Consider the following 18,983-nt stretch of genomic DNA (forward strand, 5'->3'; position numbering starts at 1 on the left):
ATAGTGGCAGATAATAGTCAAACAACAGATTTAACCGTGAGCGATAGCAACGACCACGCACTTATTGCAGGCTCTGAGCTAGACGGCGAAGGGCAGAATCCCGATCTAGGTGAACGCAGTTCATCGAAGTTCGATATGGCCGTAGGTGACCTCGATTTACTTCGTCAGGTCGTCCTAGTCCTTTCTATCTCTATCTGTGTAGCGCTGATTGTGATGCTGTTTTTCTGGGTTAAAGAGCCAGAAATGCGTCCATTAGGGGCCTACGAAACAGAAGAATTAATCCCGGTTCTTGATTACTTAGATCTGCAAAAGATCGAGTACTCTCTTGAAGGCAATACCATCTCTGTTCCTGCCAGCGAGTACAACTCGTTGAAGTTGAATATGGTTCGAGCGGGTTTGAACCAAGAGCGAAACGCGGGTGATGACATCCTCATGCAAGACATGGGCTTCGGTGTATCACAACGTTTAGAGCAAGAGCGCCTTAAGCTAAGCCGAGAAAGACAGCTTGCGAAAGCCATTGAGCAGATGAAACAAGTACGTAAAGCGCAGGTTTTGTTAGCCTTGCCGAAGCAAAGCGTTTTCGTGCGTCATAACCAAGAAGCCTCTGCTTCTGTATTCCTAACTCTAAAAACAGGTACTAACCTCAAGCAGCAAGAAGTCGATTCTGTTGTGGATATGGTGGCGAGTGCCGTTCCGGGGATGAAAACTTCACGCATTACCGTAACCGATCAACACGGTCGACTTCTGAGTTCAGGTTCTCAAGACCCGATGTCAGCGGCACGTCGTAAAGAACACGAGTTAGAGCGTAACCAAGAGCAAGCGCTGCGTGAGAAAATTGACTCTATCCTGATTCCGATTCTTGGGTTTGGTAACTATACCGCTCAGGTTGATATTCAGCTTGACTTCAGTGCTGTGGAGCAAACGAGAAAGCGTTTTGACCCGAACACGCCAGCAACACGAAGCGAATACACATTAGAAGATTATAACAACGGCAATACTGTGGCTGGCATTCCGGGCGCGTTGAGTAATCAGCCTCCGGCAGATGCTTCAATCCCGCAAGACGTTGCTCAGATGAAAGATGGTGCTCTGACAGGCCAAGGTTCGGTTCACAAAGAAGCGACCCGAAACTTCGAGCTAGACACAACCATCAGTCACGAGCGTAAACAGACTGGTACGGTGAACCGTCAAACAGTTTCTGTCGCGATTAAAGATCGTCAATCGTTGAACCCAGATACAGGTGAAGTTGTTCACACTCCAATACCTGCAAGCGAAATCAATGCAATTCGCCAAGTGCTGATTGGTACGGTGGGCTTTGACGAAACGCGTGGTGATTTGCTCAACGTATTAAGCATGCAGTTCGCACCTCAAGTAACTGATGTTGTCGCTGATGTGCCGATTTGGGAGCATCCAAACTTCAATGATTGGGTTCGTTGGTTTGCGAGTGCGCTGGTTATTATTGTGGTGGTATTAGTCCTTGTTCGCCCTGCAATGAAGAAACTGCTTAACCCAGCCGCTGATAACGACGATCAAATGTACGGCCCTGATGGTATGCCAATTGGTGTCGACGGCGAAACCAGCCTAATTGGCGGTGATATTGAAGGTGGTGAGCTGTTTGAATTTGGTTCAAGCATAGACTTACCTAACCTGCACAAAGACGAGGACGTGCTCAAAGCAGTACGTGCACTTGTAGCGAATGAACCAGAGCTAGCAGCTCAAGTAGTTAAGAATTGGATGACAGATGGCTAACGAAATTGTTCCACAACAAGCTGAAGGCGGTGATGTGCTTGATGTCGCGAGTGTGGATATCGCCTCAATCTCAGGTGATGAGCGCGCTGCGATCTTGTTGTTAAGTTTAAACGAAGAAGATGCGGCGGGTATTATTCGTCACCTAGAACCTAAACAGGTTCAACGTGTGGGTAGTGCGATGGCTCGTGCAACGGATTTATCACAAGAAAAGGTAGGCGCAGTGCACCGTGCTTTCTTGGATGATATTCAGAAGTACACCAACATTGGTATGGGCAGCGAAGACTTCATGCGTAATGCGCTGGTGGCTGCTCTGGGTGAAGACAAGGCGAATAACCTTGTTGATCAAATCCTTCTGGGAACCGGCTCTAAAGGTTTGGATTCTCTTAAGTGGATGGATCCTCGTCAGGTGGCGAGCATCATCATCAACGAACACCCGCAGATTCAAACGATTGTATTGTCGTACCTCGATGCTGATCAGTCAGCAGAGATATTGTCTCAGTTCCCAGAGCGTGTTCGTCTGGATCTGATGATGCGTATTGCTAACCTTGAAGAAGTTCAACCTTCAGCACTTGCTGAACTGAACGAAATCATGGAGAAACAGTTTGCGGGTCAAGCCGGTGCTCAAGCAGCCAAAATTGGTGGCCTGAAAGCTGCGGCTGAGATCATGAACTACATGGACAACAACGTTGAAGGTGTCTTGATGGATCAAATCCGCGATCAAGACGAAGACATGGCAACTCAGATTCAAGATCTTATGTTTGTCTTTGAAAACCTTATTGAAGTTGATGACCAAGGTGTTCAACGACTGCTGCGTGATGTTCCGCAAGACATTCTACAGAAGGCGCTTAAAGGTGCTGATGAAGGTCTGCGTGAGAAGATCTTCAAGAACATGTCTAAACGTGCTGCCGATATGATGAGAGACGATATTGAGGCGATGCCGCCAGTGAAAGTCTCTGATGTAGAAGCGGCTCAGAAAGAGATTTTGGGTATTGCGAGGAAAATGGCCGACAGTGGCGAGATTATGCTGTCTGGTGGCGCCGACGAGTTCCTTTAATACAGAAACCTCAAAAGCCCCACACCGTTGGGGCTTTTCTTTATCCAATCTCGAACCACAGATTAATTAAGTTTAACTGCTTGAATTTACAATGCAGTTTGACTCACTCATAGATAGGTACTGATATGTCAGGTGATAGAAAACGCGGCTTCCTTCGCCCTGAAGAAGATAATACGGTTGCCCAACCTCAGAAATGGGGGCTGCCTGACTACACCTCTGATGTGAGTAAACAAGCCAAAGAAACGGCGTTTAACTACGATCCGGGTTGGATGCCTACGGTAGAAGAAGCCATTGAAGATGAAGAGCTTGTTCTGACTGAAGAGCAAATCGAACTGATTAAGCAGGGCGCTTATCAAGAAGGCCTGCATCAAGGCCAAGAAGCGGGCTTCAAACAGGGCTACGAAAAGGGCAAAGAAGAAGGTTTTGTCGCAGGTCATGCTGAAGGCAATGAAGCCGGTAAGCTTGAAGGCGTGACGGCTGGTCAAGAATATATCCAACAACAAGTCGCCATCTTTATGGGACTCGCGAACCAGTTTGCTCAACCTTTGGAGCTAATGAATGCTCAGGTTGAGAAGCAACTTGTCGACATGGTGTTAACCATGGTCAAAGAAGTGGTTCACGTTGAAGTTCAAACCAACCCACAAATCATCTTAGATACTGTGAAAGAGTCGGTCGAGTCACTGCCAATCTCTGGTCACGCGATTACCTTGAAGCTTAATCCTGAAGACGTTGCAATTATTCGCTCTGCGTATGGTGAAACCGAATTGGACTGCCGTAATTGGACGTTAGTAGCCGAGCCTGCACTCAACTGTGGTGATGTCCAAATTGAAGCGGGCGAATCGAGCGTGAATTATCGAATGGAAGAGCGCGTGAAGAACGTGATTCAAAGCTTCTGCGGCGCTAATCGTCATCAAGGCCATGTGTAATGCTTGAGTTAGCAAATCGTCTCAGCCAATACAAAATCGAAGGGCTAAAGTCACGACCCGTTGCCTCCGGTAAATTGGTGCGTGTTGTCGGCTTAACCCTTGAGGCAACAGGCTGTAAAGCGCCGATTGGTAGCTTGTGCTTGGTTGAGACCATGTCTGGTCAGATGGAAGCCGAAGTGGTTGGCTTCTCTGGCGATAACCTATTTTTAATGCCAAGCGAACAAATCACAGGGATCTTACCCGGTGCTCGAGTTACACCAATGACCTCTGAAAGTGGCATTCCTGTCGGGATGGAACTGCTTGGTCGTGTCATTGACGGTGTCGGTAATCCTCTAGATGGACTTGGCCCAATCTATACCGAGCAACGCGCTTCGTTTAATGCAGAGCCTATTAACCCGTTAGCACGTAAACCAATCTCCGAGCCGCTTGATGTTGGCTTAAAGGCGATTAACGGCTTGCTGACCGTAGGTAAAGGGCAGCGTATTGGTCTATTTGCGGGTTCTGGTGTCGGTAAATCCGTAACACTAGGCATGATGACCAGAGGTACAACTGCGCAAGTGGTTGTAGTTGGTCTTATCGGTGAACGTGGACGTGAAGTAAAAGAATTTATCGAAGAGATTCTCGGTGAAGACGGTCGTAAACGGTCGGTGGTCGTTGCGGCTCCTGCAGATTCATCACCTTTGATGCGATTGAAAGGCTGTCAAACGGCACTGACGGTAGCGGAATACTTCCGTGACCAAGGTTTAGATGTTCTGCTATTGATGGATTCACTGACTCGTTTTGCACAGGCTCAGCGTGAAATTGCCCTGTCTGTTGGCGAGCCGCCTGCAACCAAAGGTTATCCGCCTTCTGTTTTTGCTAAGCTTCCAGCGCTGGTGGAGCGTGCAGGTAACGGCAACGATGAACAAGGTTCAATCACTGCTTTCTTTACCGTGTTAACCGAAGGTGATGACTTACAAGATCCGATTGCCGATGCATCGCGAGCGATTCTTGATGGCCACGTTGTGTTATCACGTGAGATGGCAGATGCGGGTCATTACCCTGCGATCGACGTTGAGAAATCCGTCAGCCGTGTGATGCCTCAAATCACCACCGAAGAACATGTCTTGATGTCGAAAGCGGTCAGACAAGTGCTGTCTATTTGTCGCAAAAACCAAGACTTGGTATCGATTGGTGCTTACAAACCGGGTACTGACCCTGCGATTGATAGCGCCTTCACCTTGAAGCCGAAACTGGATGAATACTTACAGCAGAAGATGAAAGAAACGGTTCCTTACGACATGTGCGTCAACATGTTGAAGCATGTGTTGGGTGGCTAATGATGAATAAGGTTAGTCATGGATAACGCATTAGAGTTTCTTCTCGATCAAGCGAAAGACCAAGAAAACCAAGCCGTATTAGCGCTGAATAAAGCCAATGCAGAGCTGCAAGGTTACTACGAACAGGTCGCGCAGATTGAAAAGTATCGACTGGATTACTGTCAGCAATTGGTTGACCGTGGCAAGGCTGGGTTAACCGCCAGTCAATATGGTCACTTGAATCGCTTCTTAACCCAATTGGATGAAACGCTTTCTAAACAGAGGGAAGCAGAGCATCACTTTAAAAATCAGGTCGATAACTGCCAGAACTACTGGATGGAACTGCGTAAAAAACGCAAATCTTACGAGTGGTTGGTGGAGAAAAAGCAGAAAGAGAAAGCCAGATTGCAAGATCAAAGAGAACAAAAGCAGATGGATGAGTTCTCAACGCTGTTGTATAGCCGAAAGAAGATGTGATCCTAAGCCACGAATGACATCGGTGATATCTGCTAGATTGTACTATCGAAACTTATAGGCATGTTTCTTGCTCCGTTTTATATAAAATTGCGCCTTTTGCCTGCCTAAGGTATGAAAAGCGCCCGACTTTCTTTTTGTTGCCGATTTTGTGGCAGCAAAGCTAGTAGATAGAGTTTGTATATATGAATGTTAGTCCTTCCTCAAATTCAGCGATCAACAAAACGTCATCGTTTTTGGAAACCGGTTCTGCCGCTTCAAAGGTAGAAGAAACCGGCGATTCAAAAGGTTTTTTTGAGTCGTTTAAAGAAGCGCTCGGCTTTGAAGAAAGTGACAGCAAGGCTGCAGTAAAAGACGCAGAAAGTGCTTCAAAATCTGAAGGCAAACAAACCTCTTCTGAAGGTGATACGTCTTCTGAAAAGGCTAACAGTGAGTCGGCGGGGAAAACGCAAGGCGATTTAGCTGAATCAAAGAGCACAGATGCGACTAGCGAGTCTCAAGCCAAACAAGCTGCTACAACAGTAGGCGCTGAAAAGGTGTCTGTTGAAGATGCGAAGACCAATAAGTCAGGTGTTGAACAAACGGCTGAATTAGATTCGCAGTCGAAAGACAAAGCCTCATCGAACATGGCGGGTGACGATACCTCTGCTGAGAAAGCTCAATCCCAAGGTGAACAACTTCAAGTAGCTTCTGCTGGTCAACATTCAAAAGATCAAACTGCAGAATTAAAAGCCAAGGATGCTTCTCAGGCCAACGCAGCGATGAGCGAAGGCAATAAATTACTTGGTCAGTTGGATGAGGCAAATAAAACGCTTAATAAGACACCGAACGGCAAAGGCTTGCCTCAGCAAGCCCAGATAGACCAAGTTCAAAGTAATATCACGGGTGCTCCTATTGCAGGAGCCTCCGTTGCGGGTCTGGCGACACAACAAAATAATACGGCAAACACAGAAAGCGCTCTTGAAGTGGACTCTGAAATTGCGGTGCTTACTGGCGGTAAAGGTGTTTCTCAGCTGACTGATGATGAAATCCGACAGCTAATGGACAAAGGCGTGACCCCTGAGCAGATCGAAGCAAGCATGAGCCGAGAGCTGAACCAGAAAAATGCGGCTAGCGCAGTTGTTACCGATCAAAGCCAAACACTCTCACCAGCTGAACTCGAGCTAGCGAAACAGGTTGATGCTCATACTAAAGCGCTGAACCAATTGAATGCTCAGATTGAATCAGAGCAGTCTGTTGTGGACGGTTTGCTACAAAAGCAACAAAGCGGCGCTAAGTTAACGGTTGATGAGCAAGCTGCCTTAGCTAAAGCTACCTCTAATATAGAAGTGTTGAATCAACAACTAGCCAATGTTCAACAGCAAGCTACTGCTTTACTAAGCCAAGCCCCGAATGCGAGTGGCACCTCAGGCAACCCAACCGCGATTGATTGGGATAACGCAGATTCGAATGAAGCTAAGGCTATAGCAGGGGTAGCATCGACAGCAGCTGTTGCGACCGCTGCTCAGCAAGCGACATCACAGGCCTCGTCTCAAGCTGCCGCCAATGCTGTTTCAGACAAGGCGACAATGCTGCACGCCAATAATGCGCACGCGGCCCAACAGGCTGCGGCTCAACAAGTTAACCTTGCTTCACCTCAACAAGCTACGTTAGACCCCGCTTTAACTGCGCAAGGGGTGGCGATGAATGCAGCACCTGCCGCGACCAAAGCAGGCTCAACGGACATGTTACTTAAAGCTGGAGCCGGAGCAGCGGCACTGTCTGGTCTTGGAAAAGCGGGTGCTAAAGAAGACTCTAAAGATTCGACATTTGCTCAACAGATTGCTTCTGCAGCGGGTATTCAAGGCGCTGCAACTGCGGGTTCTGCGCCAACCCGAGCTGAGATTCAAGCTGCTCAACAAGCACCTTTGCAGCTGACTAAAGAACTCGCGAACGAGCAGGTCGCGGAAAAAGTGCAAATGATGATGTCTAAGAACCTTAAGAACTTAGATATCCGCCTCGACCCACCAGAGTTGGGGCAAATGAAGATTCGAATGACCATGAATAATGATGTGGCAAGCGTTCATTTCACAGTGAACAGCCAACAGGCGAGGGATGTGATAGAACAAACCCTACCTCGTTTAAGAGAGATGCTTGCTCAGCAAGGTATGCAGCTTGCTGATTCGTCTGTTCAACAACAGAATTCAGGCCAAGGGCAAGATAGATACAACAATGGTGAGCAACAATCCGGCTCTAACCGCACAAATGATGCTCAAGGTGATGAAAACCTTGATAGCGGCAGCAATCTTGAATTGAATGTCGCATCAAAGCGTGATGGAATTAGTTATTATGCCTAATATCAGGCCTATAGCAGCTCGTTAGTGGAAGTAACAGGAAGTTAAAGAACAGTATGAACGCAGAACTAGATCCAGCTAAAAAGAAAAGTAAGCTCCTCATTATCATAATTGCCGTAGTCGTTTTACTGCTTGGCGTTGGTGGTGCACTGTTCTTTTTCCTAAGCTCAGATGATGGTGCTTCTGAATCTCAGTCTCAACCCGCAAATGCTGTGGTCGCTGCTGAGCCTGTTATGTATGTTAATATTCCTCAGCCTTTCTTGTTCAATGTGACCGGTGATAAAAAAGATCGCCTAGTCCAGATAAAAGCACAGCTGATGGTACGCGGCAGTAAGAATGAAGACCTCGCGCGTTACCACTCTCCACTTGTCGAAAGCACACTGCTAGCAACGTTCGCTTCGGCAACGGTTGACCAACTGCGTTCCCCAACAGGGCGAGTTGAACTGCGTGACAAGGCGACTGAAGATATTAAAGCCAGTCTGTCTCAAGCTGTTGGCCAGCCTGTGATTGAAAAAGTGCTATTCACTGACTTCGTAATTCAATAGGTAATTTGTGACCGATTTATTAAGCCAAGACGAAATTGATGCGCTGTTACACGGCGTTGATGATGTTGAAGAAGTTGAAGATGTCTTAGAAACCGAAAATGACAACGCGGTCAATTTCGACTTCTCATCTCAAGATCGAATCGTCCGTGGTCGAATGCCGACCCTTGAACTTATTAACGAGCGCTTCGCACGTCATATGCGTATCAGCTTGTTTAATATGTTACGTAAAACGGCTGAAGTGTCGATCAACGGCGTACAGATGATGAAGTTTGGTGAGTACCAAAACACATTGTATGTACCCACAAGTTTAAACATGGTGCGTTTCCGTCCGTTAAAAGGTACGGCGCTGATCACCATGGAAGCACGTCTTGTTTTCATTCTCGTAGAGAACTTTTTTGGTGGTGATGGTCGCTTCCACGCCAAGATTGAAGGTCGTGAATTTACGCCGACTGAAAGACGTATTATCCAGCTGCTGCTGAAAATTGTTTTTGAAGATTACAAAGAAGCTTGGTCTCCAGTGATGGGGGTTGAATTTGAATACCTGGATTCTGAAGTGAACCCAAGTATGGCGAACATTGTGAGCCCAACAGAAGTGATCGTCGTGAGTTCGTTCCACATCGAGGTAGATGGCGGTGGTGGTGACTTCCACGTTGTAATGCCTTATTCAATGGTAGAACCGATCCGTGAATTACTGGATGCGGGTGTTCAATCAGATAAAATGGAAACCGACGTTCGTTGGAGCACAGCACTGCGTGATGAAATCATGGACGTGCCTGTTAACTTCCGTGTCAACCTTCTAGAGCAAGACATCTCCTTGCGCGACTTAATGGAGTTGCGCCCAGGTGATGTGATTCCAATGAATATGCCTGAACACGCGACCATGTTTGTTGAAGAACTGCCGACGTACCGTGTGAAAATGGGTCGTTCGGGTGAAAAGCTCGCGGTGCAGATTTCTGAAAAAATTCAAAGACCACATGTGGTCAAAACTGATCTCGCCTTTCTAGGCAAAGACTTAATGTCTGAGCTAGAAAATAGCGATGATGACGAATAGCAAAATAGATAAAAGTATAGGAATTGGTAATGGAACCTAGTGAAGATCAAAAGCTAGCAGACGAATGGGCTGCAGCACTTGGTGAAGACCCTTCAGCGCCGTCAATTGATGTTGATGATGTGCTCGCGGCACCACTTGATGAGCTAACCGATTCATCGTCTCCGATTTCTGAAGATGAGCGTCGTAAGCTGGATACCATTATGGATATCCCAGTGACCATTTCGATGGAAGTGGGTCGCTCTCAGATCAGTATTCGTAACCTACTTCAATTGAACCAAGGTTCGGTTGTTGAGCTTGATCGAATTGCCGGTGAGTCACTGGATGTGATGGTAAACGGTACCTTGATTGCTCACGGTGAAGTGGTTGTAGTAAACGACAAGTTTGGTATCCGTTTGACTGACGTAATTAGCCAAACAGAACGAATTAAGAAGCTGCGTTAATGAGCCTTTTGTCTCAAAGACTAGCGGGCTCTTCTCTCGGAATGACAGGGTTGTTACGAGGAACCTTGGGAGTTGGGCTATTAACTGCTCCTTCCATCGCTTTTGCTGCAACGCCGCCTTCTCTTGATTTAGCGACCACCTTTGGGTCGCTAATTTTCGTTATAGCCTTCATCTTATTTATTGCTTGGCTACTGAAACGAATGCAAGTGCCAGCGATGTCCAATCAGCAAGGTTTGGCTATTGTTAGGCAAATCCCAGTGGGCACAAAAGAGCGCATCGCTATCGTGCAAGCGGGTGATGAGCAGTTCTTAGTGGGCATTACCACACAATCTATTCAGCTGATCTCTAAGCTTGATAAACCTCTTACTCAGGAGATGCTGGAAAAAAGTACATTCTCAAGTCAGCTTTCCCAGCTCATGAAAAAAGATGCAAACAAATAACGGACTTTTGAACTCATCTTACTTTTGCCAAGCCGGATTTTTCCGCGCGGTGAAAGTGCTGCTGGTTCAGCTTACTCTTCTCTGTACCCTGGTATTCAGTGTGTCGGTATTCGCACAGGCTGAAGACGGCACTGTAATCCCTGCCAACACCGCGGGTTCAGAGTCGGTCACCATCAGCACGATGGAACAAGACCAAGCCAAATCGACCACCATGACCACTGGCAGCTTGACGGGTAATGGGGGCGGCATTCCTGCTTTCACCATGACAACCAACGCCAATGGCGGCGAAGACTACTCGATCAACCTGCAAATTCTGGCGTTAATGACCATGCTCGGCTTCTTGCCTGCAATGGTGATATTGATGACCTCGTTCACCCGTATTGTGGTGGTGATGTCTATCTTGCGTCAGGCGATGGGTTTGCAACAAACGCCTTCCAACCAAGTGATTATTGGTATCGCGATATTCTTGACCTTTTTCATCATGTCACCCGTGATCAATCAGGTTAACGAGCAAGCGGTTCAACCCTATTTGAATGAACAGATATCGGCGCGACAGGCATTTGATGTTGCCCAAGGCCCGATTAAGTCCTTCATGCTGAAACAGACCCGAATTAAAGATCTAGAGACCTTTGTTGAGATCTCTGGTGCGGAAGTGACCGACCCTGAAGATGTTTCGATGGCCGTTCTGATCCCAGCGTTTATCACATCGGAATTGAAAACGGCTTTCCAGATAGGCTTTATGCTGTTCTTGCCGTTTCTGATCATCGACTTGGTGGTAGCGTCGGTATTGATGGCGATGGGTATGATGATGTTGTCACCGATGATTGTATCCTTGCCGTTTAAGTTGATGCTGTTCGTTCTTGTTGATGGTTGGAACTTAATACTCTCCACACTCGCCGGCAGTTTTGCCTTGTAGCTGGGGGAAATCATGAATCCTGAAATATTCGTAGAGTTGTTCCGAGACGCACTTTGGATGGTATTAATCATGGTCTGCGCCATTATTATTCCTAGCCTGCTGATCGGTTTGGTCGTGGCTATCTTCCAAGCGGCGACCTCTATCAACGAACAAACATTGAGTTTCCTGCCGCGTTTGATCGTGACCTTATTGGCCTTGATGCTGTTTGCACACTGGATGACTCAGATGATGATGGAGTTCTTTTTTGAACTCATCGAACGCTTGCCTCAAGTTCTGTATTAAATCGATATGGAATACCCAACGAGCCTTGTACTAGAGTGGTTAGCCAATTATTTTTGGCCCTACACTCGCATCTCAGCCATGCTGATGGTGATGACGGTCACCGGCGCACGCTTTGTGTCGCCGCGTATTCGTCTGTATTTAGGTTTGGCGATTACCTTCGCAGTGATGCCTGCGATTCCCGCTGTTCCGAAAGAGATTGAGCTGCTCTCTTTCCGAGGTTTCCTAACCGTCTTTGAGCAAATCGTGATTGGCGTGGCGATGGGCTTTGTCACTCAGTTCATGATTCAAACCTTCGTTATGCTCGGCCAGATACTCGGTATGCAATCGAGCTTGGGCTTCGCCTCTATGGTCGACCCTGCAAACGGTCAGAACACGCCAGTACTTGGACAGCTCTTTATGCTACTTGCGACCATGTTCTTCTTGGCGACCGATGGTCACTTGAAGATGTTGCAGCTAGTGGTATTCAGTTTTAAAACTTTACCGATTGGCAGTGGTTCTCTGACCTCTGTTGATTTTAGAGAACTCGCATTGTGGCTCGGCATCATGTTCAAAACGGCATTGGCTATGTCACTGTCGGGAATTATTGCGCTGCTGACGATTAACTTGTCGTTTGGTGTAATGACGCGTGCAGCACCTCAGCTAAACATCTTTTCTTTGGGTTTTGCATTTGCGCTACTCGTGGGTCTGTTACTTTGTTGGTACATCCTTGGCGGCTTGTATAGTCACTATGAGCTGTTCTGGATGCAAGGCGAGCAACAGATATGTCGTCTAATCCGGTTAGATTGCTAGGAGACTGAAATGGCAGAGTCAGACGGTCAAGAACGCACAGAAGACGCCACGCCCAGACGCTTGCAACAGGCCAAAGAGAAAGGGCAGGTTGCAAGGTCAAAAGAGCTAGCGTCAGCGTCGGTACTTATTGTCGGTGCGATTGCATTGATGTGGTTTGGCGAATCAATGGCGAAGGCTTTGTTCGAGGCCATGCAGCGTCTGTTCTCTTTAAGTCGCGACGAAATCTTTGACACCAATAAGCTGCTGGAAATCGCTGGTGGCGCACTGGTGAACTTGTTGTTTCCGCTGTTCTTAATTCTCATCACCTTGTTTGTTGCGGCTGTTATTGGCGCTGCAGGTGTAGGCGGGATTAACTTTTCGATGCAAGCTGCGATGCCCAAGGCGTCTAAGCTCAATCCTCTGAGTGGTATCAAGCGTATGTTTGGCCTACAAAGCTGGGTTGAACTGCTCAAATCTATTTTGAAAGTAGCCCTTGTGTCAGGCATGGCGATTTATCTAATTCAAGCTTCTCAACATGACTTAATGCAGCTGAGTATGGATGTGTATCCGCAGAACATTTTCCATGCCTTGGATATCTTGCTTAACTTCATTCTGTTGATCAGTTGTTCTCTGCTGATTGTGGTGGCTATCGATATCCCATTCCAGATCTGGCAACACGCCGATCAGTTGAAGATGACAAAGCAAGAAGTGAAAGACGAATTTAAAGACACTGAAGGTAAACCTGAGGTGAAAGGTCGAATTCGTATGTTGCAAAGGGAAGCGGCTCAGCGTCGAATGATGGCTGATGTACCTCAAGCGGACGTGATCGTCACTAACCCGGAGCACTTCTCGGTGGCTTTACGCTATAAGCAGAACCAAGATAAGGCGCCAATTGTGGTCGCCAAAGGTGTGGACCACATGGCGATGAAGATTCGTGAAATTGCCCGTGAAAATGACATCTATATTGTTCCAGCACCGCCATTGGCGAGGGCGCTTTATCACACAACAGAGCTCGAACAACAAATTCCTGACGGTCTGTTTACTGCAGTAGCCCAAGTACTCGCTTATGTTTTTCAACTGAAACAGTATCGAAAACGCGGGGGAGAGAGACCAAAACTGCAAGATTCTAATATGCCGATCCCACCTGATTTACGTCATTAGATCAATTGCTTGAGCTCAGCGTGATGAACCCTGATAATAGGGGAATAGTTATTGCTCTTTTCTAAGAGGCGATGGCGATAATTTGACGTAAGATGTTGGTACAGTGTTTGCTATATCAATTCCGAACATAATAACTGGTTCATGATAATCCCGTGTATTATCAACCTGTGTATTATTAAACATAGCAACATAGCTTAGACCTGAGCTTCAATACGCTTGGTGAGATAGCTACAACATAGCGAACCTGTCTAGATTTATGAAATTCACCCTGCCTTTTGCGGACAAGCTACCGAAAATCCCTAACCGTGCCATGCCTGCGATTGGTGCACCTGTTATGGTACTTGCAACGCTTGCTATGGTGGTGTTGCCCATTCCTGCGTTCTTGCTGGATATGTTCTTCACCTTCAACATTGCGCTGTCTATGGTTGTGTTACTGGTTTCGGTTTATACCCGCAGACCTTTGGATTTCGCCGCTTTCCCGACAGTCCTTCTGATTGCGACACTACTTCGATTAGCGTTGAACGTTGCTTCGACACGTGTGGTTCTACTGCATGGTCACGAAGGTGGCGATGCGGCTGGTAACGTAATTGAAGCCTTCGGTAACGTGGTTATCGGTGGTAACTACGCGGTCGGTTTAGTGGTGTTCTTGATTCTGATGATCATTAACTTCATGGTTGTAACCAAAGGTGCAGGCCGTATCTCGGAAGTAAGTGCGCGTTTCACCTTGGATGCGTTACCGGGTAAACAGATGGCAATCGATGCCGATTTGAACGCGGGGTTGATCGACCAAGATCAAGCACGTCTGCGACGTTTTGAAGTAACCAAAGAAGCTGATTTCTACGGTTCAATGGACGGTGCTTCTAAGTTTGTAAAAGGTGATGCGATCGCTGGTATCCTTATCTTATTCATCAACATCATTGGTGGCTTGAGCATTGGTATGGCTCAGTTTGACCTTGGTTTTGGCGAAGCAATCGAAATCTATACGCTACTGACTATCGGTGATGGTCTGGTTGCACAAATTCCATCGCTATTACTTTCTATCGCTGCCGCGATGATGGTAACGCGTCAAAATACCGATGAAGACATGGGGCAGCAGCTTGTCTTCCAAATGTTCGACAACCCAAAAGCCCTGATGATCACTGCCGCTATCCTTGGCATCATGGGTATTGTTCCTGGCATGCCGCACTTCTCATTCTTGAGCCTGGCTATTGTCGCGGGCGCGGGTGCGTATTACATCGATAAGAAACATAAGAAGAAGGCTCTGGAGCCAAATCTTCCCGCGGCAGTTGAAGCCAGCGGAGAAACTGGCTCGCAGAAAGAGCTTTCTTGGGATGATGTTCAGCCCGTTGATATCATTGGCCTAGAAGTAGGTTACCGCTTGATTCCACTGGTAGACAGAGACCAAGGCGGTGAACTACTAGAACGCGTTAAAGGCGTACGTAAGAAGCTGTCTCAAGACTTTGGCTTCTTGATTCCTGCGGTACATATCCGAGATAACCTAGAGCTGACGCCAAATAGCTATCGAATCACCTTGATGGGGGTTGCGGTAGGTGAGGCTGAGATTAAGCCAGATATGGAGCTCGCGATTAACCCGGGCCAAGTATATGGAATGATCGATGGCGAGCCGACGATCGACCCAGCATTTGGGTTAGAAGCGGTATGGATTCGTGAAGAGCAACGTGAACACGCACAAGCCCTCGGCTACACAGTTGTAGATTCATCGACCGTGTTAGCAACACACTTAAGTCAATTGCTCACCAACAACGCATCGCAGTTGATTGGTCACGAAGAAGTTCAGAACCTGCTTGAGATGCTTAGCCGTTCAACACCTAAATTGGTGGAAGGCTTTGTACCGGATCAGTTACCACTGGGTGTGGTTGTGAAAGTTCTGCAGAACCTACTCAATGAAGCTATTCCAATTCGTGATATTCGAACAATAGTCCAAACTTTGTCGGAGTATTCAGGTAAGAGTCAAGAACCTGACATACTAACAGCGGCTGTTCGTATCTCATTGAAACGACTAATTGTTCAGGAAATCAATGGTATAGAGCCAGAATTGCCTGTTATAACCTTGATTCCTGAGCTGGAACAAATCTTGCATCAAACCATGCAGGCATCCGGCGGAGAATCTGCTGGTATTGAACCTGGTTTAGCCGAACGTTTACAGACCTCCCTCAGCCATGCCACACAAGAGCAAGAGCTGAAAGGTGAGCCAGCGGTGTTACTGACCTCTGGTGTGTTGCGTTCTACTCTGGCTAAGTTCGTGAAAAACACGATCCCAAGCTTGAGAGTATTATCTTACCAAGAGATACCGGACGAAAAGCAGATACGCATAGTACAAGCTGTTGGTAATTAAGCCGCCTAATTAGAACGGACGATCGAATTGAAAATTAAACGATTTTTTGCAAAAGATATGCGAACTGCGCTGCTCCAAGTTAAAGAAGAACTTGGTTCGGAAGCGGTGATCATGTCTAACAAAAAGGTCGCAGGTGGCGTGGAAATTGTTGCCGCTATTGATGGCGAATCCAGCCCATCGACAGCGCCTCAGAGACTCAATAAACCTCAGCAGCCTGCACCAAGCCAATATACGCAGATGGCCGCTCCTGCAGCACCATCTGGACGTCGTCAACTAGACGATGACAAGGTTAGCCTTCAGTCGAATGCTGAAGGTGGTCGCTCAATGACTAAACGCTTTGCCAACATGCTTAAGCAGTACAGTCATGGTGCAGACGACGAGCCACAACATCGTGCTGAAAACGAAGATTCGTTGTCAGCCCTACTGAATCGCCAATCAGGCAACAGTCATTTGTCGCAAAATAATCAGCAATCGAGCGGTAACCTCGATTCTGCATTTGCTCGCGAAACGGGTTTATCCAAACTGATTGCTGAAGACCGTCGAGTCGAGCGCCCAGCTCCTCGTCTGGATCCTACTCGCTATGATCGTGGTCGTGAGAATAGTCAGTCCAAAGGTTCAGATACTGAAATGGAAACGATGCGCGAAGAGATGACCTCGATTCGTCGTCTTTTAGAACATCAAGTATCTGGATTAATGTGGCAAGAAGTTGAGCGTCGTGAACCCCTCAGAGCCATGCTTATCAAACGCCTTGAACGTATGGGTGTTTCGGCTGAGCTTGCGGATCAAATGGCTTGCTACATTCCGGAAGATACCAAACCAGCCCGAGCTTGGAAGGCGTTATTAGCTCTGGTTGCTGACCAAATCTCTGTTACACAGAAAGATATTTTAAAACGCGGCGGTATTGTGGCTCTGCTTGGCCCGACCGGCGTAGGTAAAACAACGACGGTTGCAAAGCTCGCTGCACGTGCTGCCATGGAATATGGCGCCGACAATGTGGCACTAGTGACAACAGACACATATCGCATAGGTGCACATGAGCAGTTATCGATTTATGGTCGAATTATGGGTTGTCCTGTAAGAGTTGCTAAAGATTCTAGTGAATTGGCCGATGTAATATATCAGTTACGTAATCGTCGCCTAATTCTGGTCGATACTGCAGGCATGGGACAACGAGATGTTCGCCTATCTGAGCAGTTAGACACACTGATGCAAGAGAGTGGTTCCGTTATTAATAGTTACCTTGTGTTGCCAGCAACCGCGCAGCGCAAAGTGCTACAAGAAACAATTGAACACTTTAGAAGAATCCCGTTGTCGGGGTGCATCATGACTAAGCTGGATGAATCCCTAAGTCTAGGTGAATTCATCAGTGTCGTAATACAAAATGCATTACCAGTTGCTTACATAGCAAATGGTCAACGAGTTCCTGAAGATATCGTTATAGCTCAGCCAAAGTACATGATTGCTAAGGCCAATGAGCTATTAGAAAAATCTACAGAGAATGAACCTCATTACTGGAACAGCGATTCTGAAGGGCTCTAGGCGGCGGATAAATATGAACGAAAATATGATACATGATCAAGCTAGCGGCCTCCGTCGCTTAACCAAGCCTTCACTCACAAAAGTTATTGCTGTAACGGGTGGTAAGGGCGGCGTTGGTAAATCTAACGTGACCTTAGGTATGGCTATTTGTATGGCGCGCCAAGGTAAAAAAGTCATGGTACTGGATGCCGATTTAGGCCTTGCGAACGTCGACATCATGCTGGGAATTCGTTCTAAACGAAACCTTGGTCATGTGTTGGCAGGTGAATGTGAACTTAAGGATGCGATTGTCGAAGGTCCGCACGGAATTAAAATTATTCCAGCGACATCGGGTACACAGAGCATGACTGAGCTTTCACATGCACAGCATGCGGGTTTGATTCGAGCATTTGGTTCGCTTGAAGACGAGATGGACATCTTGTTAGTTGATACCGCTGCGGGTATCTCGGACATGGTGATTAGCTTCTCAAGAGCAGCGCAAGACGTGGTGGTTGTGGTTTGTGATGAACCAACCTCAATCACTGATGCATATGCACTGATTAAGCTTTTGAGCAGAGAACATCAGGTTCAGCGATTCAAAGTTGTTGCAAATATGGTCAGAAGCTACCGCGAAGGCCGAGAATTATTTGCAAAGTTGACTTTGGTCACAGAGCGCTTCTTGAATGTGAGCCTCGAACTCGTAGCATGTATTCCTTTAGATGATAAAGTACGTCAATCAGTCAAGAGACAGAAGATCGTAGTCGATGCGTTCCCTCGCTCTCCAGCTGCATTGGCAATCAGCTCTTTGGCTAACAAAGCATTGACCTGGCCAATACCAAAAACACCAAGCGGACACTTGGAGTTCTTTGTTGAAAGGCTGCTGAACCGTACTGAATTTGTAGAGGAACCATTTGGTGAATAAAGCGCTTACTTACGACCAACACGCTAATCACAATAGCCAACAGGCTTTTTTTGAGAAGTACTCTGTGTTGGTTAAACGTATCGCTCATCACTTGTTGGGGCGATTACCGCCTAATGTATTGGTTGATGACTTGATTCAAGCTGGCATGATCGGCTTGATTGAAGCGCAACAAAACTATGATGGTACCAAAGGCGCAAGCTTTGAGACGTATGCTGGTATTCGAATTCGCGGAGCAATGTTAGATGACATTCGCCGAGGAGATTGGGTGCCGAGATCGGTTCATAAAAACAATCGAGAAATCAGTAGTGCAATCGCGGAATTAGAGGGCACACTCAACCGCGACCCAAGCGATGCCGAAGTGGCAAAGCACATGGGACTCAGTTTAGAGCAGTACCACAGTGCTTTAACCGACATTAATTGCTCAAGACTGGTTGGGATCGAAGATTTAGGCGTTTCAGATGATGTAATATCTCCGAACGAAGACTCTCAAGATAACGCGCCTTTTCAAGGGGTTGCTGATGAGTCATTCCGCCAAGCTTTGATCGATTCGATAAAACAGCTTCCGGAAAGGGAAGGCCTTGTGCTTTCGCTTTATTACGACGAAGAACTCAATTTAAAAGAGATTGGGGAAGTATTAGGTGTCAGCGAATCTCGTGTCAGCCAAATACTGAGCCAATCTATGCAGCGTTTACGCACTAAGTTAAGTGCTTGGACACAGAACGACTAACAACACTGATTTTATTCAGTGGAGGC

At 47.0% G+C, this 18,983-nt stretch carries 18 protein-coding genes; all 18 read left to right on the forward strand.

What is annotated here, in order from left to right; all coding sequences use genetic code 11:
- Nucleotides 1-3 precede the first annotated feature (3 nt).
- The 18 genes from fliF (at nt 4) to FLM53_RS12240 (ending at nt 18,957) form a co-directional block, all read left to right on the forward strand.
- Nucleotides 4-1,746, forward strand: a complete 1,743-nt coding sequence (fliF, locus tag FLM53_RS12155; RefSeq protein ID WP_176681813.1) for a flagellar basal-body MS-ring/collar protein FliF — start codon at nt 4-6, stop codon at nt 1,744-1,746.
- Nucleotides 1,739-2,800: a flagellar motor switch protein FliG gene (fliG, locus tag FLM53_RS12160; protein WP_176681812.1), complete on the forward strand. Its 1,062-nt coding sequence runs from the start codon at nt 1,739-1,741 to the stop codon at nt 2,798-2,800. Before fliF ends, fliG begins: the two co-directional genes overlap by 8 nt.
- A gap of 125 nt (nt 2,801-2,925) precedes the next feature.
- Nucleotides 2,926-3,726, forward strand: a complete 801-nt coding sequence (gene fliH, locus FLM53_RS12165) for a flagellar assembly protein FliH (protein ID WP_176681811.1) — start codon at nt 2,926-2,928, stop codon at nt 3,724-3,726.
- Entirely contained in the window at nt 3,726-5,045 is a 1,320-nt protein-coding gene (gene fliI / locus FLM53_RS12170; protein ID WP_176681810.1) for a flagellar protein export ATPase FliI, read from the forward strand. Before fliH ends, fliI begins: the two co-directional genes overlap by 1 nt.
- 18 nt (nt 5,046-5,063) lie before the next feature.
- A complete protein-coding gene (gene fliJ, locus FLM53_RS12175; protein ID WP_176681809.1) occupies nt 5,064-5,501 on the forward strand; it encodes a flagellar export protein FliJ in 438 nt (145 codons plus the stop codon).
- A gap of 182 nt (nt 5,502-5,683) precedes the next feature.
- Nucleotides 5,684-7,834, forward strand: coding sequence for a flagellar hook-length control protein FliK (locus tag FLM53_RS12180; protein ID WP_176681808.1), 2,151 nt, complete (start codon nt 5,684-5,686; stop codon nt 7,832-7,834).
- 53 nt (nt 7,835-7,887) lie between these two features.
- Nucleotides 7,888-8,376 (forward strand): flagellar basal body-associated protein FliL, encoded by a 489-nt coding sequence (gene fliL, locus FLM53_RS12185; RefSeq protein ID WP_176681807.1) that lies wholly within the window; start codon nt 7,888-7,890, stop codon nt 8,374-8,376.
- Nucleotides 8,377-8,383: 7 nt separating this feature from the next.
- Nucleotides 8,384-9,427: a flagellar motor switch protein FliM gene (gene fliM, locus FLM53_RS12190; RefSeq protein ID WP_017631770.1), complete on the forward strand. Its 1,044-nt coding sequence runs from the start codon at nt 8,384-8,386 to the stop codon at nt 9,425-9,427.
- 29 nt (nt 9,428-9,456) lie between these two features.
- Entirely contained in the window at nt 9,457-9,867 is a 411-nt protein-coding gene (fliN, locus tag FLM53_RS12195) for a flagellar motor switch protein FliN (RefSeq protein WP_004739851.1), read from the forward strand.
- Nucleotides 9,867-10,307, forward strand: a complete 441-nt coding sequence (gene fliO, locus FLM53_RS12200) for a flagellar biosynthetic protein FliO (protein WP_176681806.1) — start codon at nt 9,867-9,869, stop codon at nt 10,305-10,307. Before fliN ends, fliO begins: the two co-directional genes overlap by 1 nt.
- On the forward strand, nt 10,294-11,223 hold the full coding sequence (fliP, locus tag FLM53_RS12205) for a flagellar type III secretion system pore protein FliP (RefSeq protein WP_176681805.1): 930 nt from the start codon (nt 10,294-10,296) through the stop codon (nt 11,221-11,223). Before fliO ends, fliP begins: the two co-directional genes overlap by 14 nt.
- 12 nt (nt 11,224-11,235) lie before the next feature.
- Complete coding sequence (fliQ, locus tag FLM53_RS12210; protein ID WP_004739854.1) at nt 11,236-11,505, forward strand: flagellar biosynthesis protein FliQ; 270 nt, start codon at nt 11,236-11,238, stop codon at nt 11,503-11,505.
- Between the two features lie 6 nt (nt 11,506-11,511).
- On the forward strand, nt 11,512-12,294 hold the full coding sequence (fliR, locus tag FLM53_RS12215) for a flagellar biosynthetic protein FliR (RefSeq protein ID WP_176681804.1): 783 nt from the start codon (nt 11,512-11,514) through the stop codon (nt 12,292-12,294).
- Nucleotides 12,295-12,303: 9 nt separating this feature from the next.
- On the forward strand, nt 12,304-13,434 hold the full coding sequence (gene flhB, locus FLM53_RS12220) for a flagellar biosynthesis protein FlhB (protein WP_017631767.1): 1,131 nt from the start codon (nt 12,304-12,306) through the stop codon (nt 13,432-13,434).
- A gap of 256 nt (nt 13,435-13,690) precedes the next feature.
- On the forward strand, nt 13,691-15,790 hold the full coding sequence (gene flhA, locus FLM53_RS12225; RefSeq protein WP_176681803.1) for a flagellar biosynthesis protein FlhA: 2,100 nt from the start codon (nt 13,691-13,693) through the stop codon (nt 15,788-15,790).
- Between the two features lie 27 nt (nt 15,791-15,817).
- A complete protein-coding gene (flhF, locus tag FLM53_RS12230) occupies nt 15,818-17,329 on the forward strand; it encodes a flagellar biosynthesis protein FlhF (RefSeq protein WP_176681802.1) in 1,512 nt (503 codons plus the stop codon).
- A 13-nt stretch (nt 17,330-17,342) separates the two neighbouring features.
- The gene (locus tag FLM53_RS12235) at nt 17,343-18,230 is read left to right on the forward strand and encodes a MinD/ParA family protein (RefSeq protein ID WP_017631764.1); all 888 of its coding nucleotides are present in this window, start codon (nt 17,343-17,345) and stop codon (nt 18,228-18,230) included.
- Nucleotides 18,223-18,957: an RNA polymerase sigma factor FliA gene (locus FLM53_RS12240; RefSeq protein ID WP_017631763.1), complete on the forward strand. Its 735-nt coding sequence runs from the start codon at nt 18,223-18,225 to the stop codon at nt 18,955-18,957. The genes FLM53_RS12235 and FLM53_RS12240 overlap by 8 nt, the downstream gene beginning before the upstream one ends.
- Nucleotides 18,958-18,983: the final 26 nt, after the last annotated feature.

This window comes from Vibrio sp. Scap24, from assembly GCF_013394185.1.
GTDB lineage: Bacteria > Pseudomonadota > Gammaproteobacteria > Enterobacterales > Vibrionaceae > Vibrio > Vibrio pomeroyi.